This window comes from Streptantibioticus cattleyicolor NRRL 8057 = DSM 46488, assembly GCF_000240165.1.
GTDB lineage: Bacteria > Actinomycetota > Actinomycetes > Streptomycetales > Streptomycetaceae > Streptantibioticus > Streptantibioticus cattleyicolor.
Genome location: NC_017586.1, coordinates 5,814,087 through 5,834,227, shown reverse-complemented (window position 1 = coordinate 5,834,227; position 20,141 = coordinate 5,814,087). Strand labels below are relative to the sequence as shown.

General features: G+C 74.1%; 17 protein-coding genes and 1 pseudogene. 7 read left to right on the top strand and 11 right to left on the bottom strand.

Annotation, left to right across the window (positions count from 1 at the left end; translation table 11 throughout):
- Nucleotides 1-5 precede the first annotated feature (5 nt).
- Nucleotides 6-104 (bottom strand): annotated as a pseudogene (locus SCATT_RS40425) (DUF1275 family protein); the annotation flags it as partial.
- Between the two features lie 986 nt (nt 105-1,090).
- On the opposite strand from SCATT_RS40425, the gene SCATT_RS25675 reads away from it, so the two are divergent.
- Complete coding sequence (locus SCATT_RS25675; protein WP_014146118.1) at nt 1,091-2,056, top strand: LLM class F420-dependent oxidoreductase; 966 nt, start codon at nt 1,091-1,093, stop codon at nt 2,054-2,056.
- A gap of 73 nt (nt 2,057-2,129) precedes the next feature.
- Here SCATT_RS25675 and SCATT_RS25670 read toward each other — a convergent pair whose 3' ends face one another.
- Together SCATT_RS25670 and SCATT_RS25665 are read right to left on the bottom strand one after the other, a co-directional pair.
- Nucleotides 2,130-2,666: a type 1 glutamine amidotransferase domain-containing protein gene (locus SCATT_RS25670; protein ID WP_014146117.1), complete on the bottom strand. Its 537-nt coding sequence runs from the start codon at nt 2,664-2,666 to the stop codon at nt 2,130-2,132.
- A gap of 132 nt (nt 2,667-2,798) precedes the next feature.
- The gene (locus SCATT_RS25665; protein WP_014146116.1) at nt 2,799-3,431 is read right to left on the bottom strand and encodes a nucleoside/nucleotide kinase family protein; all 633 of its coding nucleotides are present in this window, start codon (nt 3,429-3,431) and stop codon (nt 2,799-2,801) included.
- Between the two features lie 195 nt (nt 3,432-3,626).
- On the opposite strand from SCATT_RS25665, the gene SCATT_RS25660 reads away from it, so the two are divergent.
- On the top strand, nt 3,627-4,430 hold the full coding sequence (locus SCATT_RS25660; RefSeq protein ID WP_014146115.1) for a trypsin-like serine peptidase: 804 nt from the start codon (nt 3,627-3,629) through the stop codon (nt 4,428-4,430).
- 7 nt (nt 4,431-4,437) lie between these two features.
- On the opposite strand, the gene lysX is transcribed toward SCATT_RS25660, so the two are convergent.
- The 4 genes from lysX to SCATT_RS25640 all read right to left on the bottom strand — a co-directional run bounded on the left by lysX (nt 4,438) and on the right by SCATT_RS25640 (nt 11,544).
- Complete coding sequence (lysX, locus tag SCATT_RS25655) at nt 4,438-7,740, bottom strand: bifunctional lysylphosphatidylglycerol synthetase/lysine--tRNA ligase LysX (RefSeq protein WP_014146114.1); 3,303 nt, start codon at nt 7,738-7,740, stop codon at nt 4,438-4,440.
- 133 nt (nt 7,741-7,873) lie between these two features.
- The gene (locus tag SCATT_RS25650) at nt 7,874-8,845 is read right to left on the bottom strand and encodes a TauD/TfdA family dioxygenase (protein ID WP_014146113.1); all 972 of its coding nucleotides are present in this window, start codon (nt 8,843-8,845) and stop codon (nt 7,874-7,876) included.
- A gap of 247 nt (nt 8,846-9,092) precedes the next feature.
- Nucleotides 9,093-10,550, bottom strand: a complete 1,458-nt coding sequence (locus SCATT_RS25645; protein WP_014146112.1) for an aldehyde dehydrogenase family protein — start codon at nt 10,548-10,550, stop codon at nt 9,093-9,095.
- Nucleotides 10,551-10,677: 127 nt separating this feature from the next.
- Complete coding sequence (locus tag SCATT_RS25640) at nt 10,678-11,544, bottom strand: helix-turn-helix domain-containing protein (RefSeq protein WP_014146111.1); 867 nt, start codon at nt 11,542-11,544, stop codon at nt 10,678-10,680.
- A gap of 218 nt (nt 11,545-11,762) precedes the next feature.
- Between SCATT_RS25640 and SCATT_RS25635 the strand changes: the two genes are divergently transcribed.
- Nucleotides 11,763-12,293 carry an ATP-binding protein gene (locus tag SCATT_RS25635; protein WP_202446740.1) on the top strand — a complete coding sequence of 177 codons (531 nt, stop codon included), beginning with the start codon at nt 11,763-11,765 and terminating at the stop codon, nt 12,291-12,293.
- A gap of 46 nt (nt 12,294-12,339) precedes the next feature.
- Here the strand turns inward: SCATT_RS25635 and SCATT_RS25630 are convergent, their stop codons facing one another.
- Together SCATT_RS25630 and SCATT_RS25625 are read right to left on the bottom strand one after the other, a co-directional pair.
- On the bottom strand, nt 12,340-12,615 hold the full coding sequence (locus SCATT_RS25630) for a DUF397 domain-containing protein (protein WP_042507590.1): 276 nt from the start codon (nt 12,613-12,615) through the stop codon (nt 12,340-12,342).
- A gap of 154 nt (nt 12,616-12,769) precedes the next feature.
- Nucleotides 12,770-13,339, bottom strand: a complete 570-nt coding sequence (locus tag SCATT_RS25625; RefSeq protein ID WP_231905160.1) for a GNAT family N-acetyltransferase — start codon at nt 13,337-13,339, stop codon at nt 12,770-12,772.
- An 89-nt stretch (nt 13,340-13,428) separates the two neighbouring features.
- On the opposite strand from SCATT_RS25625, the gene SCATT_RS25620 reads away from it, so the two are divergent.
- Nucleotides 13,429-14,229, top strand: a complete 801-nt coding sequence (locus tag SCATT_RS25620) for an exodeoxyribonuclease III (protein ID WP_014146107.1) — start codon at nt 13,429-13,431, stop codon at nt 14,227-14,229.
- Between the two features lie 223 nt (nt 14,230-14,452).
- Nucleotides 14,453-15,784: a S53 family peptidase gene (locus SCATT_RS25615; RefSeq protein WP_014146106.1), complete on the top strand. Its 1,332-nt coding sequence runs from the start codon at nt 14,453-14,455 to the stop codon at nt 15,782-15,784.
- Between the two features lie 61 nt (nt 15,785-15,845).
- Here SCATT_RS25615 and SCATT_RS25610 read toward each other — a convergent pair whose 3' ends face one another.
- The gene (locus SCATT_RS25610; protein WP_014146105.1) at nt 15,846-16,289 is read right to left on the bottom strand and encodes an ankyrin repeat domain-containing protein; all 444 of its coding nucleotides are present in this window, start codon (nt 16,287-16,289) and stop codon (nt 15,846-15,848) included.
- 299 nt (nt 16,290-16,588) lie between these two features.
- Between SCATT_RS25610 and SCATT_RS25605 the strand changes: the two genes are divergently transcribed.
- Both SCATT_RS25605 and SCATT_RS25600 read left to right on the top strand, forming a co-directional pair.
- Nucleotides 16,589-16,783 carry a hypothetical protein gene (locus SCATT_RS25605; RefSeq protein ID WP_014146104.1) on the top strand — a complete coding sequence of 65 codons (195 nt, stop codon included), beginning with the start codon at nt 16,589-16,591 and terminating at the stop codon, nt 16,781-16,783.
- Between the two features lie 162 nt (nt 16,784-16,945).
- Nucleotides 16,946-18,514 (top strand): membrane protein, encoded by a 1,569-nt coding sequence (locus tag SCATT_RS25600; RefSeq protein WP_014146103.1) that lies wholly within the window; start codon nt 16,946-16,948, stop codon nt 18,512-18,514.
- Nucleotides 18,515-18,532: 18 nt separating this feature from the next.
- On the opposite strand, the gene yczR is transcribed toward SCATT_RS25600, so the two are convergent.
- On the bottom strand, nt 18,533-20,047 hold the full coding sequence (yczR, locus tag SCATT_RS25595) for a MocR-like transcription factor YczR (protein WP_014146102.1): 1,515 nt from the start codon (nt 20,045-20,047) through the stop codon (nt 18,533-18,535).
- Nucleotides 20,048-20,141 lie beyond the last annotated feature (94 nt).

The following is a 20,141-nucleotide window of genomic DNA, read 5'->3' as shown; positions in this document are numbered from 1 at the left end:
ATCCCCAGCAGCGCGAGGTTGCCGGTCATCACCCCGGCGAAGACGTGGCCGAGCGTGGTGAAGGCGAGGGCGTCCACCCCGCCGGAGGCCGCCGCCAGCAGCACCACGGTCACCTGGTCGGTGCTACCCCGCTCGTCCCCCACCGGATCACCGCAACGGCCCGGGGTCGGGGATCGGCTCCGGCTCGGGTTCCGGCAACGGCCCCGGTCCCGGCGGCGACGGCACCGGATCCGGCACCGGCAATGGCCCAGGTCCCGGCGGCGGCGTCGGCACGGGACGCGGCGCGGGCCCCGGCAACGGATTCGGCGGCGGCTCCGGCACCGGCCGAGGCTGCGGCGCCGGCCCCGGGCCCGGCGAAGGCCCCGGATCCGGCTCCGGCACGGGATCAGGATCCGGAACGGGCACGGGCCCGGGGCCCGGCGCGGGCTCGCCCGGCTCGGTCGGCGACGACGCGACCGCCGGCGCGTACCCGCGCGCCGACGAAAGCGTCTCTGACGGACAGCACATCGTGACCTCCCAGCGACGAGGGGCGGGACCGGCCATTCCGCCTACCCCGTCCAGCCTCCGCCATGCGCCCCCCGTCCGCGCGGCGGACCGTCTCCCGCCCCGCCGGAGGCGACCGTGCCGCCCCGCGCAGCCGCGTCCGCCACCCCGGCGCGGGCCCGACCGGGTGCGCTCCGCACCACTCGGGAGCCGCCCACGGGGAACCCGGACCACACGACGCCATTCCGGCGCACGCCCGAAGCCCAGGCCGGCCCATGGCACCCGGACCGCACGCGCGAAGCCACCGCCCAAGCCCGCACCGCGCGCCCACGGGCACCCGCCCCGCCACCGCAACGCCCGACGGGGCCCACCGGGAGTCCCCCCCTCACACCACACGAAGCCACCCACAGGTACCCGCACGGAACCGCACCGCCCAGCCCGCGCCGACACACACTCCGAACCCCCACCCGGCGGCCCCCCGAGCCGCCCACACGGCAGCGCCACCCCCGAGGAGGCCGACCTCGACTCAAGCGCGCCCCCCCGCGACGGGGCGGGACCCCGCCGGACCGGCGGGTTTTTCCGGGGTGGCGACGGGCACTCGGGGCGCATGGTGCGAATCGGCTACACGATGATGACCGAACACGCCGGACCGCGGCAGCTCGTGGAGGACGTGGTCCGCGCCGAGCAGGTCGGGTTCGACTTCTCCGTCACCTCGGACCACTACTTTCCGTGGCTGGACTCGCAGGGGCACGCGCCGTACGCGTGGAGTGTGCTGGGGGCGGCCGCGCAGGCGACGTCGCGGATACCGTTGATGACGTATGTGACGTGCCCGACCGTGCGGTATCACCCGGCGGTGGTGGCGCAGAAGGCGGCGACGGTGGGGTTGCTGTCGCAGGGGCGCTTCCGGCTGGGGCTGGGGTCCGGGGAGAACCTCAACGAGCATGTGGTCGGCCATGGTTGGCCCACCGCCGGGGTCCGGCTGGAGATGCTGGGCGAGGCGGTGGAGATCATCCGTGAGCTGTTCACCGGCGAGTACGTGACGTATCACGGCACCCACTTCGACGTCGAGCAGGCGAAGTTGTGGGACGTGCCCGACGAGCCGCCGCCGATCGGGGTGGCGGTCTCCGGTCCGGTGTCGTGCCGGCTCGCCGGGCACCTGGCCGATCTGGTGATCGCGGTGGAGCCCAAGGCGGAGTTGCTGGACGCCTTCGACCGGCACGGCGGTGCGGGCAAGCCGCGGGTGGGCCAGTTGCCGGTGTGCTACGACCCCGACCGGGGGGCGGCGGTGCGGCGGGCGCACGACCAGTTCCGCTGGTTCGGCGGCGGCTGGAAGGTCAACTCCGAGCTGCCGGGCCCGGCTTCGTTCGCCGGCGCCACGCAGTTCGTGCGCGAGGAGGACGTGGCCGACTCCATCCCGTGCGGGGACAACGTGGACGACTTCGTCGCGGCGGTACGCCCGTACGTGGAGGCCGGGTTCACCGAGGTGGCCTTGGTCCAGGTGGGCGGCGACGCCCAACAGCCGTTCCTGGACTGGTCGGAGAAGGTGCTGCTGCCCGCGCTGCGCGAGTTGTGAGGTGACCGGACGCGGTGTGGTCCGCCGGGGACGTCCCGGCGGACCACACCGCGACGACATGAAGACAATCGCGTCAGGTGGCGCCGAACGCCTCCAGCGCCGCCGCGCAGAACGCCTTCAGATCGTCCGGCTTGCGGCTGGTGACCAGGGTGTTGGGGCCGCCGGTGCACACCTTGACCTGCTCGTCCACCCAGGTGCCGCCCGCGTTGCGGATGTCGGTGCGCAGGCTGGGCCACGAGGTGAGGGTACGGCCGCGTACCACGTCGGCCTCGACCAGCGTCCACGGCCCGTGGCAGATGGCGGCCACCGGCTTGCCCGCGTCGAAGAACCCCTTGGTGAACGCCACCGCCTTGGCGTCCATCCGCAGGAAGTCGGGGTTGGCGACGCCGCCGGGCAGCACCAGCCCGTCGTACTCGTCCACCGTGGCCTCGGCCACCGTCTGGTCGACGGGGAAGGTGTCGGCCTTGTCCAGGTGGTTGTACCCCTGCACCTTGCCGCTGTCGGTGGAGACCAGCCGTGGGGTGCCGCCCGCTTCGGCGACCGCCCGCCAGGGTTCGGTGAGTTCGACCTGCTCCACGCCCTCGGGGGCCACGAGAAAGGCGATCTTCACGGTCAACCACGTCCTTCCGATCGGCGACGAGGGCACCGGATGCCGTCTGTCGTGTCGTTCCGGCGCCCGCCTCTTGTCGTCGCCTGCCCTGGCAGACCGGGGCGAAACGGACGGCCGGCCCGGCGGCGGCGATCAGCCGGTCCAGGCCGGGTGCCGCGGGCCGTCGCAGCGGATCACCACGTCGGCCGCCGACCCGGGGTCCGTCTCCGTGTCGTACCTGGCGAAGGCGGGCAGCGTCCACCGCTGGTCGGGCGGGGTGCGGCGGGCCAGCGCGGCGGGGGTCAGGCGCAGGTGGACGGCGAGGTCGAAGGGGAACCAGTGGCCCAGCAGGAAGGCGCCGTCGAGCAGCAGCACCCCGCCGGGCGGCAGCGGGGTGTACGGGGCGCGGGTGGCCCGGTCGGTGGCCGGGTCCCACAGCGAGGGGAGCACCCGTCCGCTGCCGCCGGGGCCGAGCGGGTCGAAGACCTCCCGCCACAGCGCGCCGGTGTCCAGCCACCGGTCCAGGTAGGAGTCCGGGTCGTGGCGGCCGAGTTCGTAGCGGAGCGAGGCCGGGCGCCAGAAGGAGTCCGCGTGGATCCGCAGCACCGGGCGGCCGAGGGCGGGCAGCGCCTCGGCGAGGCCGTCCGCCAGCGCGCCGGGGCCGGCCGCCGGGGCGCCGTCCACCGCCACCCGCAGCCAGGGCGAGCCGTCGGCCGCGGTGGCGTCGGCGATCCGTACCGCGAGCGCGTCGGTCAGCCGGGGCCAGGAGATCGGGGTGAGCCGCACGGGCGCCATCCTCACACGGCGCCCGCCGGGCGGTGGCGCCGGGACCGGCTGGTCCGGCCGGGGGAACCGCCGGAGTGTCCGCGGCCGGGCGGACCGCGCGCCGTCGGATCATGCGCGGGCAAGGCACCGATGACGCCGGGCGGGCCCGCCCCTCGGGTTCCGGTGCGTCACGGCTGCGGAGGTGACGGCGAGGCAGTGGTGAAGGGGTTCGTACGCCCGGCCGGCGGGCGGCCGGGGCGCTTCGCCGCGGTGCGGGCGGCCGGGGCGGCGCTGATCGTGCTGGCCGCCGCGGGGCCGGCGCCGACCGCACCGGCCGCGACGCCCGCGCGTCCGGCCGCCGTTCCGGTGTTCCCGGCCCGCTACCGGATCGGCGCGGTCTTCGCCCTCACGGGCCGGCCGCGGCACTTCTGCACCGCCGGCGTGGTGACCAGCCCGCACCGCAACCTGGTGGTGACCGCCGCCCACTGCGTGCACGGCGGTCCGGGCGGTGGTTACCGCACCGAGCTGGCGTTCGCCCCGGGGTACCGGGCGGGCGGGGCGCCGGCCGGGCTGTGGCGGGTGCGCCGGGTGTTCGTGGCGCCGCGCTGGACCACCGCCGGGGACGCGGCGATCGACGTGGCGTTCCTGGCGCTGGAGACCCGGGCGGGCGCCGCGGTGGAGGATCTGGTGGGCGGCAACCCGCTGCTGACCGGGGTCGTTCCGGGGGCGGTGCGGCTGGTGGGGTATCCGGCCTCGTCCGAGGAGGCGGTGACGTGCGCCGCGCGGGCCGAGCGCCCGCATCCGCAGCGGCTGCGGGTGCGTTGCCCGGGGTTCACCGTGGGCACCAGCGGCAGCCCGTGGGTGGCCGGTGACGGGCGGCGCGAGGACGGTCCGGTGGTCGGGGTGATCGGCGGCTACCAGCACGGCGGGGCCACCCCGGACGTGTCGTACAGCAGCTACTTCGACGCCTCGGTGGGCGAGTTGTACCGGCGGGCGGCGACCGGCAGCGGCGGCACCTGACACGACATCAGCGACGGCGGACGAGCGGGAACGGGAGCGTGTCGCGGATCGACAGCCCGGTCAGGAACATCACCAGCCGGTCGACGCCGAGCCCGAGCCCGCCGGTGGGCGGCATGGCGTACTCCAGGGCGGTCAGGAAGTCCTCGTCGACCTCCATCGCCTCCGGGTCGCCCCCGGCCGCCAGCAGGGACTGCTTGGTGAGGCGTTTGCGCTGTTCCACCGGGTCGGTCAACTCCGAGTAGGCGGTGCCCAGTTCGGTGCCGAAGGCGACCAGGTCCCAGCGTTCGGCGAGCCGGGGGTCGGTGCGGTGCTGCCGGGTCAGCGGGGAGACGTCGGTGGGGAAGTCCTTGTAGAACGTGGGCAGCGTGGTGGCCTCCTCCACCAGGCGCTCGTACATCTCCAGCACCAGCTCGCCGTGGGTCATCCCCGGCTGGTGCGGTACCCCGGCCCGGTCGCACAGCTCGATCAGGGTGTGCACCGGGGTGTCCGGGCCCACCGGTTCGCCCAGCGCCTCGCCGAGCGCGCCGTAGACGGTGCGCACCGGCCACTCGCCGGAGATGTCGTACTCCACCGCGGTGCCGTCCGGGGCGGTGCGGCGCGCGACGGGGGTGCCGTACGCGGCGGTGGCGGCGGCCTGGATCAGCTCCCGGGTCAGCTGGAGCATGTCGTCGTAAGTGGCGAACGCCTGGTACGCCTCCAGCATGGTGAACTCGGGGTTGTGCTTGTAGGAGGTGCCTTCGTTGCGGAAGGTGCGGCCGAGTTCGAAGACGCGCTCCACGCCGCCGACGCAGAGTCGTTTGAGATACAGCTCGGGGGCGATGCGCAGGTACAGGTCGAGGCCGTAGGCGTGCATGTGGGTGGTGAACGGACGGGCGTTGGCGCCGCCGTGCACCTGCTGGAGCATGGGGGTCTCCACCTCCAGGTAGTCCCGGGCGGCGAGTTGTTCGCGCAACGCCCGCACCGCCGCGCCGCGCACCCGCAGCACCTCGCGGGCCTCGGGGCGGACCACCAGGTCGACGTAGCGGCGGCGGACCCGGGCCTCCGGGTCGGTCAGGCCGCGGCGCTTGTCGGGCAGCGGGCGCAGGCACTTGGCCGTCATGCGCCAGGAGTGGACGAAGACGGTGGGCTCGCCGCGGTCGCTGGCGCCCACCTCACCGGTGACCTCCAGATGGTCGCCGAGGTCGGTGTCGGAGGTGAAGCGGCGCAGCTCCTCCTCGCCGGAGTCGGCCCGGGTGAGCGCGATCTGGAGGTCGCCGGACCAGTCGCGCAGCACGGCGAAGACCACGCCGCCGAAGTCGCGGCTGCGCAGCACGCGGCCGGCGACGGTGACCTGGTGGCCGGTCCTGGTGCCGGGGGGCAGCGCGGGGTGGCGGGCGAGGACCTGGCCGAGGGTGTCGGTGCGCCCGGCGAGCACCGGGTACGGGTCGGTGCCCTGCTCGCGCAGCCGGTCGAGCTTGGCCCGGCGTACCCGTACCTGTTCGGGCAGGGCGGAGACGTCCTCGACGGTGGTGGTGGCCCGTTCCCCGGCGAGCAGGGCCAGTTCGCGGGCGGTGAGCGGGGGCAGCGGGGCGGCGCTGACCGGGGGGCGCACCCCGGAGGGGGGACGGCGGCGGCCGAACCGGGGGAACTCCACGAAGCCCTCGGCGATGCCGGCCGCCAGCCCGATCCGGGCGATCTGCCGGGCCTCGGCGAAGCACAGGAAGCGCGGCACCCACTCGGGGCGGTACTTGACGTTGGACCGGTAGAGCGCCTCCAGCTGCCACCACTTGGAGAAGAACAGCAGCAGCCTGCGCCAGACCCGCAGCACCGGGCCGGCGCCGATGCGTGCCCCCTGCTCGAAGACGGCCCGGAAGACGGCGAAGTTGAGCGAGATGCGCCGGATGCCCAGGCGTGTGGCGTGGCCGGCCAGTTCGGCGACCATGAACTCCATGACGCCGTTGGGCGCGGCCCGGTCGCGGCGCATCACGTCCAGCGAGATGCCGTCGCGTCCCCAGGGGACGAAGGAGAGCAGCGCCACGGTGCGCCCCTGCGCGGTGACCGCCTCGGCGAGCAGGCAGTCGCCGTCCGCGGGGTCGCCGAGGCGGCCGAGCGCCATGGAGAAGCCGCGTTCCACCTCGGTGTCGCGCCAGGCGTCGGCGAGCGCGACGACCTCGGCCATCTCCTGCGGGGTCAGCGCGCCGTGGCGGCGGACGCGCAGTGTCATGCCGGTGCGCCGGACCCGGTTGACCGCTTGCCGGGTGACCCGCATCTCGCGGCCGTTCAGGTCGAACTCGGCGGTGTGCAGGACGGCCTCGTCACCCAGTTGCAGGGCGTTGAGGCCGGCCCGTGCATACGCCTTGGCGCCTTCCTCGCCGGCGCCCATCACGGCCGGGGTCCAGGCGTAGCGGCGGGCGAGGTCGAGCCAGGCGTCGATGGCCGGGCCCCAGGCGCCGTGCTCCCCCACCGGGTCGGAGCTGGCCAGGCAGACCCCGGCCTCGACCCGGTAGGTGACCGCGGCGCCGCCGCCGGGGGCGAAGACGACGGCCTTGTCGCGGCGGGTGGCGAAGTAGCCCAGCGAGTCCTGGCCGCCGTACTGGGCGAGCAGGGCGCGGATCCGGGTCTCCTCGTCGCCGTGGAGTCCGGCCTGGGCCTTCTGCGAGCGGAAGAGCACGGCGGCGGCGTTGAGCAGCGCCAGCGCGCCGAAGAGACCGAGCAGGAAGCCGAGGGCGACCGGCGGGTGGTGGTTGAAGTGCCGGGTGCTGATCAGCCCGCCGCAGACCCGGTTGGCCGCCCACAGCAGCCGTACCCCCGGCGGCAGCCCGCCGGGGAAGAGTTCGGTGAGCCCCCAGCCGATCAGCACGAAGACCGCCAGCCCCAGCACCAGGACGCCCAGCGCCCGCCAGAACGCGCCGCGCCGCACCCGGGCCGGGAACTGCGACCGGGACACCAGCAGCACCGCCAGCACGACCCCGGTGATGGTCAGCGAGACCACCGCCTCGACCACGCCCACCAGGTCCGCCGTGATCGCCTCGGCGGCCAGCAGCAGCGCGGTGTAGAAGGTGACCACCCACCACGCGGCCCGTTTGCGGGCCAGCAGCGCGCCGGCGAGCAGCAGCAGGAAGACCGCGTACGCCAGGTTCGGGGAGGCGGGCACCAGCCATTCGTTGACCACCCGCAGCACCGGATCGAGCAGGAAGCGCAGCGGGCTGATCAGCGTGGTGAGCGCGCAGGCCGTGCCGAGCAGGCCGAAGAAGCCGCCGACCCAGGCGGGGACGCGTGCGGTGACCCGGTGGAGCCGGGTGACCGAGGTGGTGCGGCCGTCGCTGCCCATGGCCCTCCCATCCGTGGTGCGGACCGGGCCGGGGATGGCCGGCCCCGCCCACTTCACGGTAGAGCGGGGGCGCCGCTTCCCGCACCGAACCGCCGTCCGGCCGTGTCGCGCCCGGACGGGGCGGGGCGGAGGGTCAGCCGGCCTGCCGGGGGGCGGCGTAGACCCGGCGCAGCCAGCGGGCGGCCCCGGGCGCGCCGGGGCGGAAGGGGACCCGGCGGTGGAGCACCCGGCGGTTGTCGAAGACGTGGAAGTCCCCGGCGCCGATCAGCACTTCGGTGCCGGTCAGCGCGGCGAGGCGGGCTTCCAGGGCGGCCAGCGCGCCGGCCGCCCGCGTGGTACGCCCGGTGGCGCGGCCGGGGCCGTAGCGCAGCGCGGCGTGGCCGTCCGGCAGCGTCCACAGCAGCGGTACGCCCTCCTGGGTGAGGTGGCCGTCGTCGGTGGCGGCGTAGGACTCGGGGGCGGTGATGGTGAACTCGGGGCGCCGCAGACCGGCGACGGCCTCCTCGGGCAGGCCGGCCAGGACCTCGGTGACCGGGAGGAGCCCGGTGGGCACCCGCTCGTCGTTGCGCAGGCCGACGAAGGACAGGCAGGCCGGGATGGCGTGGCCCGGGTCGGCGCCGGGGCGGTGGTCGAGCACCGAGTCGTCGGTGTGCCAGTCCAGCGGGGCGGAGTAGCCCCAGGAGGTGAGGGTGTCGCCGGCGTCGGGGCGCGGGGCGACGTTGCGGATGAGGCGGCCGTCGTTCTCCCAGCGGTAGGCCACGGGGGCGAGCCGCAGGAGCTGGAGCATGCCGAAGTGGACGAGGTTGACCGTGGTGAGCCTGGCCTCGTCGACGAAGCCGGTGACGGGGGTGGCGACCGGTTCGGCCGGGCCGGGCAGGCCGGACACGGTGAGCCAGGGGGCCGTCGAGCCGCGCCAGGTGGCGAGGCGTTCCAGCACGGCGGCGGGCAGGTGGTTGCGCAGGTGCTTGGCGCCGGTCGCGGCGTAGCGTGCCGGGTCGGCGTCGGGGTCGGTGCCGTCCAGCCCGCGCTCGGCGTGGAGCTGCGAGGCGAGTTCCGCCGTGACGTCATCGGTGACGCGGATCGCTTCCCGAAGGGCATCACGCATGCCGCCCTGTTCTCCTTCTCCGGCCGGTCCCGGGCGGCGCGTACGGGCTCGTACGGGCGCGCTACCGGGTGGGTTGTCGGTTTCGACCGTACCGGGCGGGTCGCACAGGTACACCGGGCGGGGGTCAACTGACGTGAGATCTGAGCAAGATCTGAGGTTTTGCGGCGGCGGGCGCCCGCGCGGGTGCGGACGTCTCGCCGCCCGGGCGGACCGGACGGCGGGACGCGCTACGGTTTCTGACGTAGCGTCAGAACGGGAAGACGCTGCGCCCGTGCTGGATGGAGATCCACTTCAGCGTGGTGAACGCCTCCACCGTGGACTCGCCGTTGAGGCGGCCCACCCCGGAGTGCTTCTCCCCGCCGAAGGCGACGAGGGGTTCGTCGGCCACCGTGCCGTCGTTGACGTGGATCATGCCGGTCTCGATGCGCTGCGCGACGCGCACCCCGCGCTCGACGTCGGCGGTGTGGACGGCGCCGCTGAGGCCGAACGGGGAGTCGTTGGCGATGCGGACCGCCTCGTCCTCGCCGTCGAAGGGGATCAGCAGCACCACCGGGCCGAAGATCTCGGTGCCGAGGATCGCCGCGTCCCGCGGCACCCCGGTCAGCACCGAGGGCTCCATCAAGGTGCCCTCGGTACGCCCGCGCAGCAGCGCGGTGGCCCCGGCCTCCAGGGCGCCGGCCACCTGGGCCTCGACGGCACCGGCCTGGGTGGCGTTGATCAGCGGGCCGATGTGGGTCGCCGGGTCCTGCGGGTCGCCGACCTTGAGGGTGCGTACCTTGGCGACGAATCGCTCGCTGAACTCCCGTTCCACCGACCGGTCGACCAGCACCCGGTTGGCCGCCATGCACACCTGGCCCTGGTGGACGAAGCGGCTGAAGACGGCGGCGTCCACCGCGTAGTCGAGGTCGGCGTCGTCGAGCACGATCAGCGCGCTGTTGCCGCCGAGTTCGAGCACGGTGCGCTTGAAGTGGCTGGCCGCGACCTGGGCGACGTGGCGGCCCACCTTGTCCGAGCCGGTGAAGGAGATCACCTTGGGCACCGGGTGCTCGATGAGCGCGTCGCCGATCTCGGCGATGTCGGTGACCACCACGTTGAGCAGCCCCGGCGGCAGCCCGGCCTCCTCGAAGAGCTTGGCGATCAGGGTGCCGCCGACGATCGGGGTGTTCTGGTGCGGCTTGAGCACCACGCCGTTGCCCAGCGCCAGCGCCGGGGCCACCGACTTCAGGGAGAGGAAGAGCGGGAAGTTGAAGGGGCTGATGACGCCGACCACGCCGACCGGCAGCCGGTAGAGCCGGTTCTCCTTGCCGTCCACCGGGGAGGGCAGGATGCGTCCCTCGGCGCGCAGCGCGAGCTGCATCGCCTCCCGGAGCATGTCCTTCGACAGCCCGATCTCGAAGCCGGCCTTGACCCGGGTGCCGCCCAGCTCCTCGATGATGGCCTCGGTGATCTCCGCCTCCCGGTCCTCCAGGATGCGCAGCGCCCGCTCGAAGACCAGCCGCCGGGTGTACGGGTTGACCCGGGCCCATTCCCGCTGGGCCCGCTCGGCCGCCCGGTACGCCTGGTCCACCTCGTCGACCGTGGCCACCGTTATGGCCGCGATTTTCTCCCCGTTGTAGGGGTTGAAATCGATGATCTCCCAGGAGCCGCTGCCGGACTTCCACTGGCCGTCGATGTATTGAAGCGCCAATTCGGAAGAATAGGACATGCCATCCCTTTCGCTGGACCCCTTGGGTACCGCGCAGGCGCCCGAGGCCCATTCACGCTCTGCCGCGCCGGACCTGATGGGCACTCATGTTACTTATGGCTCCGGGGCGTTGGCGCCAGTTGGCGCTTCAGCACTGCTCCAGCATCGCCCGCAGCAGATCGCGGGTCTTCTCCGGCGGCAGCGCCTCGGTACGCAACCGGTCCATCACCTTGGCGTACTGCGCCACCTCGTCGCGCTTGTCGAGATAGAGCGCCCCGGTGAGCTGTTCCAGATAGACCACGTCGGGCACGTCGGGTTCGGGAAAGCGCAGCAGCGTGAAGGCGCCGGTCTCGGCGGCGTGGCCGCCGAATTCGAAGGGGATGACGCGCAGGTCGACATTGGGGCGTTCGGAGTCCTCCAGCAGCCGGCGGAACTGCTCGCGCATCACCTCGGGGCCGCCGAACGGGCGGCGCAGCGCGGATTCGTCGAGGACCACGCAGAACTGCGGCGAGGCGTCGCCGAGCAGGATCTTCTGCCGCCGCATCCGCAGGTCGACCCGGCGGTCCACCTCGGCGTCGGCCGCCGTGGGCTGGCCAAGGCGCACCACGGCCCGGGCGTACCCCTCGGTCTGGAGCAGCCCGTGGACGAACTGCACCTCGAAGGTGTCGACCTCGCGGGCGGCCTCCTCCAGGCCGACGTAGGTCTGGAACCAGGCTGGCAGCACGTCGCCGTAGGAGTGCCACCAGCCGGTCACGTTGGCCTCGCGGGCCAGGCCCAGCAGGGCGTCCCGCTCGCCCGGCTCGGTCACCCCGTAGAGGGTGAGCAGATCGGCGACGTCGCGTTCCTTGAAGCTCACCCTGCCGAGTTCCATCCGGCTGATCTTGGACTCCGAGGCACGGATCGAGTAACCGGCTTCCTCCCGGGTGACGCCCCGGGACTCACGCAGCCGGCGCAGCTGGGAGCCGAGCAGGATACGGCGCACCATCGACCCGCTTCCCGGGTGCTCTGTCGTCATGTGCCTGGGCCCTCCTTGGTGAACAGGCGCAGTCTGCCACCTGATCGCCGGGCGCGGCGCGGGATCACCCGAGCGGCGCCCGTTATGGACGGTAATAGGCCAGCGCATATGCCAACTTTGCAGATGCACGTGCATCCGCCCTTGCATCTACTCTGCCCGTTCGGGAGCATGGTCACTGTGCAGAGGTCGAACATCTCCCACGACTGCCGAGGTGCCGGATGAGGAGTGAAGGCTCCAGCGCGCTCGCCCCGTCGCAGGAGGTGATCTCTGTGCCGCGGGCGCTGCCGTTCACGGAGGTCTCCTCCCCGGCCCAGCAGCTCGCGTCGTCGTCCTGCGAGCTGGCCGCGCGGTACGAATCGGTGCGTGACGCCCGCGCCTTCGCCCGGGACACCCTGCACCGATGGAGACTGGCCGACCTCTTCGACAACGTCGCGCTGGTGGCCTCCGAACTGGTCACCAACGCGTTGCGGCACGGCGTCGGGACGGGCACGGGGCCGCACCCGACGTCACTGCCGACTTCCCCGCCCGTGGATCCGGTGGTACGGCTGAGCCTGGCGCACTGGACCGAGCGCGTGGTGTGCGCGGTGCGCGACCCCAGCAGCCGGGGGCCGGTCACCCGCGCACCCGACCACATAGCCGAGTCCGGCCGCGGACTCCATCTGGTGGCCTCGTGCAGCGAGACCTGGGGATGGCATCCGCTGGCCGGCGCCGGGAAAGTGGTCTGGGCGCTCTTTCCGGCGCCGTTGTAGCGTTTCGCCGACCGCGTTCACCAACCGCCGTGAATCGTCCGGCGGTTCAGGGCTCCACCAGGTGGTCGAACTCGCCGTCCTTCACCCCGAGCAGCATCGCCTCGATCTCCGCGCGGGTGTATATCAGCGCGGGGCCCTCGGGAAAACGGGAATTGCGCACCGCCACCTCACCGTCGGGCAGTCGCGCGAACTCCACACAGGTTCCCTGGGAGTTGCTGTGCCGGCTCTTCTGCCACACCACGTCAGCAAGGTCCGACGCTGCCATGCCGTTGAACGTACGGCGCACTTGAACCTCCTGTAGTGCGGTCACCAGCCGGATCATAGCGCGCACGCACGTGCAGACGCGCGTGCAGATGCACTTACACGCAGTAGTGACGCCATGATGGACAAACACCGCGTGAATGGGAATCCACCGGACGCCTCGATATGGCGTCGGTCACGACGGGACCGCCCCGCGGCGGTACGCGGCGGGGGCGTCAGGCGCCCGCGGGGGCGTCGGCCGCCGGCGGGGACTGGGTGACCGGACGCGGCAGCGGCACGGTGCCGAGCCGCCCGGCGGAGGGCATCGCGGCCGGCGTCAGGTCCCGGCCCAGGCACACGCTCAGCGGGTCGTCGCGGTAGATGCCGAACTTGGTCACCGGCGCGTACCCCACCGAGGTGTACAGGGCGATCGCCTCCGGCTGCCGGGTGCCGGTCTCCAGCACCATCCGGCGCCGCCCGGCCGCCGCCGCGCTGCGCTCCAGCTCGGCCAGGACGCGCCGGGCCAGTCCGCGGCCCCGGGCGCCGGGCACCACGTACATCCGCTTCAGCTCCGCGTCGCCGTCGGCGTACCCCTCGGGCGAGTGGTCCTGGGCCCGCCAGCCGCCGGTGGCCACCGGCTCGCCGTCCAGGTAGCCGATCAGGTAGAGACCGCGCGGCGGGTCGAAGTCGGCCGGATCCATCGGGGTGCGGTCCGGGTCCCCGTACCGCTCGATGTACTCCTGCTGCACCCGCCCGGACAGCAGCACCGCGTCCGGGTGGTCGTAGCGCACGCGTCGAATCTCCACCCCGGCATGGTACGGGCGGCCGGGGACGGGGCCGCCGGGGGGCGTCGAGTAGGCTGCGGCGGGCCGTCGTCGTCACCCCCGGAGCTGTTGTGTTCACCGTCACCACCGTCAATGTCAACGGGCTGCGCGCCGCCGGGAAGAAGGGGTTCCTGCCCTGGCTGGCGGCGACCGGCGCGGACGTGGTCTGCCTCCAGGAGGTACGGGCCGAGCCCGGTCAGCTCCCCGCCGAGCTGCGCGCCCCGGACGGCTGGCACGTCGTCCACGCCCCCGCCGAGACCAAGGGGCGGGCCGGGGTCTCGCTGCTGTCCCGGCGGGAGCCGGAGCGGGTGCGGGTGGGGTTCGGTTCGCCGGAGTTCGACCGTTCCGGGCGTTATGTCGAGATCGATCTGCCGGGGGTAACGGTCGCCAGCCTCTACCTGCCCTCCGGCGAGGTGGGCACCGAGCGGCAGGACGAGAAGTACCGCTTCATGGCTCAGTTCCTGGTCCACCTCGGTGAACTGCGCCAGAAGGCCGCCGCCGACGGGCGCGAGGTGTTGGTGTGCGGCGACTGGAACATCGCCCCCGCCCCGGCCGACCTGAAGAACTGGAAGGCCAACACCGAGAAGTCCGGCTTCCTCCCCGAGGAACGCGCCTGGCTCGCCCGGGTCTTCGACGAGGCCGGCTACGTGGACGTGGTCCGCGCGCTGCACCCGGCCACCGAGGGGCCGTACTCGTGGTGGTCCTACCGCGGCAAGGCGTTCGACAACGACGCCGGCTGGCGCATCGACCTGGTCTGCGCCTCCCCCGGCATCGCCGCCCGGGCCGTCGCCGCCCGGGTGGAGCGGGCCGCGAGCTACGCCGAGCGGTGGTCGGACCACGCGCCGGTGACGGTGGAGTTCGACGTTCCGTAGGCGCCCCGGCGACCCGCCCGAGGAGGGAACCGGCCGGTGTGGCGCGATCGGAGCGTGCCGCACCGCCGCGTATTGTCATGCCCTTGACGCCGTTGCCGGGTGCCTGCATGGTGTTGCGGCGCCGCGCGCCCGGCGTGGCCCCGGCCGCCGCTCCGCCGTACGACGGACGGGCGGCCGAGGCGAACAGCGCCCCACGAGTGCCCCCACCACCGCAGGAGGCCCGATGGACCGTCGTTCCGCCCCTCCGCCCGACCGCCCCGCCGGTCGCCCGTTCCGCTCGCGGCGGCTCGCCGCGCTGCTGACCGCCCTGTTCACCGTCGCCTTCGTCGCGGGGCTGGCGGGCTTCACGGCCCCCACGGCGCGGGCGGCCGGCCCCGCCCCGGTGGCCACCGTGGACTTCGGGTGCGCGCACCCGGCCGCCGCGGGGCACCTGCGCTGCTTCGGCAAGCTGCGCGCGCACCGCACCCCGGCCGGCCGGCTCGCCCCGATGACCACCGGGTCCCCGACCACCGTCGGCTTCGTCCCCTCCGACCTGCACGCCGCCTACCACCTGGACGGCACCTCCGGCGGCGGCCGTACCGTGGCCATCGTCGACGCCCAGGACGACCCCAACGCCGAGAGCGACCTGGCCGCCTACCGCGGCGCCTACGGACTGCCCGCCTGCACCACCGCCAACGGCTGCTTCCGCAAGACCAACCAGAACGGGCAGGCCTCACCGCTGCCGGCCGGCGACTACGGCTGGGCCGAGGAGATCAGCCTCGACCTCGACATGGTCTCCGCGGTCTGCCCGGACTGCCACATCCTGCTGGTGGAGGCCAACTCGGCGACCACCGACGACCTTTCGGCGGCCGAGGACACCGCCGCGGCCACGCCGGGCGTGGTGGCGGTCTCCAACAGCTGGGGCGGCGCGGAGGACACCACGATCACCGCCGCCGACAGCCACTTCAACCACCCCGGGGTGGCCGTCACCGCCAGCTCCGGCGACTCCGGTTACGGGGTCTCCTGGCCCGCGTCCTCGCCGTACGTGACCGCGGTCGGCGGGACCTCGCTGACCAAGGCGTCCAACGCCCGCGGCTGGAGCGAGAGCGCCTGGGGTTCCGCTTCCGGCGGCAACGGCGCCGGGTCCGGCTGCTCGGCCTACGAGCCCAAACCCGCCTGGCAGCACGACACCGGGTGCGCCAAGCGCACCGTCGCCGACGTCTCCGCGGTGGCGGACCCGGCCACCGGGGTCGCCGTCCACGACACGTACAACAGCTGCGGCACCAGCTCGTGGTGCGACGTGCTGCTCTCGCTCGGGCTGGCGCAGGGCGCGGACGGCTGGGTGGAGGTCGGCGGCACCAGCGCCTCCTCGCCGATCATCGCCAGCGTGTACGCGCTGGCCGGCAACACCGCGTCGGTGAACGCCGGTTCGTACCCCTACGCGCACACCTCGGCGCTCAACGACGTGACGTCCGGGGCCAACGGGTCGTGCGGCGGCGGATACCTGTGCACCGCCGGTCCGGGGTACGACGGGCCGACCGGGCTGGGCACGCCGAACGGCACCGGGGCCTTCTGAGCCGCGGGGAGACGCCGTCGGCCGGGAGTCATCGTCCCGGCCGACGGCGTGTGGTGACGGGTCAGGGCTTCTCGAAGAGGGCGACCAGGTCGTCCTTGCCGAACATGCGGGCGGTCTCGAGGGCGGAGGGGGAGCCCGCGGAGGGGTCGGCCCCGCCGTCCAACAAGGCGTCGACGACGGCCCGTTCGCCCTTGAAGACGGCGCCGGCCAGCGGGGTCTGACCGCGGTCGTTGGCCCGGTCGGGGTCGGCGCCGCGGTGCAGCAGGGCGGCCACGGTCTCCGGGTGGCCGTGGTAGGCGGCGAGCATCACCAGGGTGTCGCCGCGGTCGTTGGCGAGGTTGGCCGGCACCCCGGCGTCGACGTAGGCGGCCACGGTGTCGGTGTCGCCGTGCCGGGCGAGGTCGAAGATCTTCGCCGCGAGCTGCAACACCTCGGGGTCGTGCGCGGGTTCGCCTTCGGGTCCGCGGTTGCCGGTGTGCTCGGGGCCCTGCGTGGGGTCGGTCATCCTCGTCGGCTCCTGGATCGTTCGTACGTCATGGGCCGGCCGGCGGCCCGCCACGGGGCGCCGCGCGCCGCCTCACCCTATGTCGCTTCACCCGGCCGGGGGAGTTTTCGCCCCGCTGCGCGGGGGTTCACCGGCGTCCGGCGCGCGGTGCGGCAATGATCGCGCCCATGCCGTGACATCGCGCGATCCCCCGGGTGCTACATCCCGAAAATCACTCTAATAACCCCTTTAAGGGATTATTACTTTATGTGACCCTGGAAGAACTCATGGTGACCGTCCCCATCACTCAGGAGAACCCCATGATCCTGTCCATCTCCGGCGTCGTCCTGCTGGGTGTCATCGCGTTCCTGTTCTTCCGCAAGGACGGGATGAAGATCTCCCACGCCCTCGTCTGCTCCCTGTTCGGCTTCTACCTGGCCGGCACCGCCATCGCGCCCAGCATCAAGGCCGGCGGGCAGAGTCTGGCCAGCCTGCTGGGCGGCCTGAAGCTGTAAGGGCCGGCCGAAGCCCGGAGCCGGCCCGGGACCCGCGCGGTTCCGGGCCTGCCGGTCCCCGGCCCACCGGGTCCGCGCCCACCGCCCCGGCCTTCGGCCCGCCCCGCCCTCCCGCACCCCGGACAACCCCGACCGCCCCCGCGTCGCACGACTGGAGTCCCCGTGGCCCGGCGCCCCCTCCCCCTCCCCAGCATCCTGCGCGTCCCGCCGTCGCTGGCCCGTGGCCGGGAGGCGGTGCGCACCGCCGGCGAGGGCGCCACCGACGTCCTCCATCCGCTCCTGGTCATCGGCCGCGGCCTGCGACGGCAGGCCGGGTGGGTACGCGGCTGGTGGGCCCAGACGCCCAAGGACCGCCGCGGCCCGACGCTGTTCATGCTGGCCGCCGGGGTCCTGGTGGTCGCCCTGCTGCCGTACGGGGTGCTGCTGGCCGGGCTCGGGCTGATGGGTTCCGCCGCCTGGTCGGGGCGCCGCCGCGCCGCCGTACCCACCGGACCGAGCGAGGCGGAGGAGGCCCGGCTGCGGGCGCTCTACGAGTCCCTGGTGCCCCATCTGTCGCTGCCCGCCGACCCCAAGCCGCTCTACGCCCACGACGGCGACTGGACGCGGGCGTTCCCCTCGTACGCCTTCGAGGACGGCCGGCTGACCCGGCTGACGCTGCGCTACCCGGCCTACTTCACCGACGGGGAGCCCGAATCCCGGGCCCGTATCGAGCAGTTGCTGCACGTCAAGGCGGGGCGCGGGCGCGAGTTCCGGTTCGACTGGCAGGAGGAGGAGAACCGGCTGACGCTGGTGGCGCTCCCCCCGCTGGCCACCGACATCGTCGCCCAGCGCTTCGTGACCGCGGCCGGGGAGGCCATCCTTGGCTTCACCGACGACGCCGACGTGCGGCGCACCATCCCGGTGGTCCACGGCGAGGGGCGCCGGGACGCGGCCCCGGTGGTGTGGCGGACCGGGCCGCGTTCGCCCGAACCCCATCTGCTGGCGCTGGGCCGGGCCGGTTCGGGGATCACCACGCTGCTGCGTTCCCTCGCCCTCCAGGCGCTGCACCACGGTGACCTGGTGGTGATCGACGGCGGCGGCACCGGCGAGTACGCCTTCCTCACCGGCCGGCCCGGGGTGCTGGCGGTGGAGAGCGGACCCGTCGGCGCCCTCGCCGCGCTGGAGTGGGCGGGCCACGAGACCGAACGCCGGCTGCTGGCGGTCAACCGGGCGCGGCAGAGCGGGCGTCCGGCGCCGGAGGACACCCGGCGACCGCTGTGGATCGTGCTCGACCGGCCCTCCGCGCTGGCCCAGCTCTCCCGGGTCCAGGGCCGCCGGGATCCGCAGGCGTCGCTGGAGGGCCCGCTGCGGCACGGCAGGGCGGCCGGGGTCACGGTGGCCCTCGGCGACCATCTCGACGCGTACGAGGGTCTCGGCGCCGGGCTGCGCGCGCGGGCCCGGGCCAGGGTGCTGCTCGGGCCGGCCACGGTGGAGGCGGCCCGGGTGGTGCTCGGTACGGCGCCGCCCACCACGCCGCCCCCGCGCACCCCGCCCGGCCGCGGTTACGCCCGGCTCGGGGACGGCCCGGTGCACCGCCTCCAGGTGCCGGCCACCCCGGATCCGCACGACGAGGAGACCACGGAGGCCCACCGCCGAGCGGTCCTCGCCCTCCTCCCGGCGCCCCACCCCGCCGTCAGCATGGTCAAACCGCCCGCCACCCCGCAGCGCCCGGTGCACGACCCGGCGAGCTGACGAGGCGTCAACTTCCCGTCAGGCGACCAGCGATCCTCCGCTGTGCAGGTCGAGCGGGCCGCCGGAGCGGACCGCGTCGGCGGCGGCGGCGAGGCGGGCGACCGCTTCCTCGGCCACCGGCGCGGCGGCCGAGAACGGCAGCCGGACGTAGCCCTCGAAGGCACCGTCGACGCCGAACCGGGTCCCGGCCGGCACCCGGACGCCGAACTGCTCGCCGGCCACCGCGATCCGGGAGCCGGAGAGCCCCCCGGTGCGCACCCACATCGTCAGACCGCCGCGCGGCACGTCGAACTCCCAGTCCGGCACGTGCCGGCGCAACGCGGCGACCAGCGCGTCCCGGTTGGCGCGGGCCAGCGCGCGGCGCAGCGAGACCGCCTGGTCCCACCCCTGTCCGCGCAGCAGCCAGACCAGGGCGAGCTGTTCGACCACCGGCGAGCCGAGGTCGAGGAAGGCGCGCACCGAGGCCATCCGGCGCACCACCTCGGGGGCCGCGCGCAGCCAGCCGATCCGCATCCCCGGCCAGAACGCCTTGCTCGCCGAGCCGAAGCTGACCACGGTGCCGCCGCCCCGGTCGTAGTAGGACAGCGGGCGGGGCATGCCGCCCACCGGGTCGATGGCCAGCTCGGTCATGGTCTCGTCGGCGACCACGGCGACGCCCGCGGCCCGGGCGGTCTCGACCAGCTCCCGGCGCTGGTCGTCACCGGGGAGGGCGCCGGTGGGGTTGTGGAAGTCGGGGATGACGTAGGCCATCCGCGGCGCGGCGTCCCGAAGCGCGCGGCGCCAGGCGGCCATGTCCCAGCCGGCGAGGTGTTCGGCCATGGCCACCGGCACCAGCCGGGCGCCGTGTTCCCGGAAGAGCTGGAGGACGTTGGCGTAGCTGGGGGCCTCCACCGCGATGCGTTCACCGCGTCCGGCGAAGAGCCGGCAGGCCGCGGCGGCGGCGCCCATCGCACCGGTGGTGACCATGATCTGCTCGGGCATGGTGGGGATGCCGCGCGCGCTGTAGTGGTCGGCGATGGCCTCGCGCAGCGGCGGCAGCCCGGCCGGGAAGTCGCCGTGGGTGGCGGCGAACGCGGGGAGTTCGGCCAGGGCGCCCTCGATGGCCCGGGTCAGCCACGGCTCGGGGGCGGGCAACGCGGCGGCCCCGAAGTCGATCATGGAGGCGGCGGCCTCCGGGGGCAGCGGCTCCAGCCCGCCGGCCGGCACCGGGCGGCCGTCCGGGATCGCCGTCCAACTCCCGGCACCGCGACGGGACTTGACGAAACCGTCGGCGCGCAGCGCGTCGTAGGCGGCGGCCACCGTGGTACGGCTGACCCGCAGCGCCGACGCCAGTTCCCGTTCGGCGGGCAGCCGGGCGGAGACCGGCACCCGTCCTTCGAGCACCAGCAGCCGCACCCCGTCGGCGAGCCCGCGGTAGGCCGGCACCCGGCGGCTGTCGGGGTGGCCGCCGGCGGCACGGCCGGAGCGTTCCAAGCGGGGGCCGAGGAGCCGGGCCAATTGCGCCGCGCTGACCGCCGCGGTCCACTGAGCCATGAAGAGCAGTCCACCTTCCCTGGATTGGCTGTGGAATTGGACCACACGCCACCTCCAGAATCGCACGGGTCCAGCCACTTCTCCAGGGGGGAGT

Coding starts and splice junctions, on each gene's coding strand:
- SCATT_RS25675 (WP_014146118.1), top strand. CDS start 1,091: ATGGTGCGAATCGGCTACACGATGATGACCGAACACGCCGGACCGCGG.
- lysX (WP_014146114.1), bottom strand. CDS start 7,740: ATGGGCAGCGACGGCCGCACCACCTCGGTCACCCGGCTCCACCGGGTC.
- SCATT_RS25650 (WP_014146113.1), bottom strand. CDS start 8,845: ATGCGTGATGCCCTTCGGGAAGCGATCCGCGTCACCGATGACGTCACG.
- SCATT_RS25645 (WP_014146112.1), bottom strand. CDS start 10,550: ATGTCCTATTCTTCCGAATTGGCGCTTCAATACATCGACGGCCAGTGG.
- SCATT_RS25640 (WP_014146111.1), bottom strand. CDS start 11,544: ATGACGACAGAGCACCCGGGAAGCGGGTCGATGGTGCGCCGTATCCTG.
- SCATT_RS25635 (WP_202446740.1), top strand. CDS start 11,763: ATGAGGAGTGAAGGCTCCAGCGCGCTCGCCCCGTCGCAGGAGGTGATC.
- SCATT_RS25630 (WP_042507590.1), bottom strand. CDS start 12,615: ATGATCCGGCTGGTGACCGCACTACAGGAGGTTCAAGTGCGCCGTACG.
- SCATT_RS25615 (WP_014146106.1), top strand. CDS start 14,453: ATGGACCGTCGTTCCGCCCCTCCGCCCGACCGCCCCGCCGGTCGCCCG.
- SCATT_RS25610 (WP_014146105.1), bottom strand. CDS start 16,289: ATGACCGACCCCACGCAGGGCCCCGAGCACACCGGCAACCGCGGACCC.
- SCATT_RS25605 (WP_014146104.1), top strand. CDS start 16,589: ATGATCCTGTCCATCTCCGGCGTCGTCCTGCTGGGTGTCATCGCGTTC.
- yczR (WP_014146102.1), bottom strand. CDS start 20,047: ATGGCTCAGTGGACCGCGGCGGTCAGCGCGGCGCAATTGGCCCGGCTC.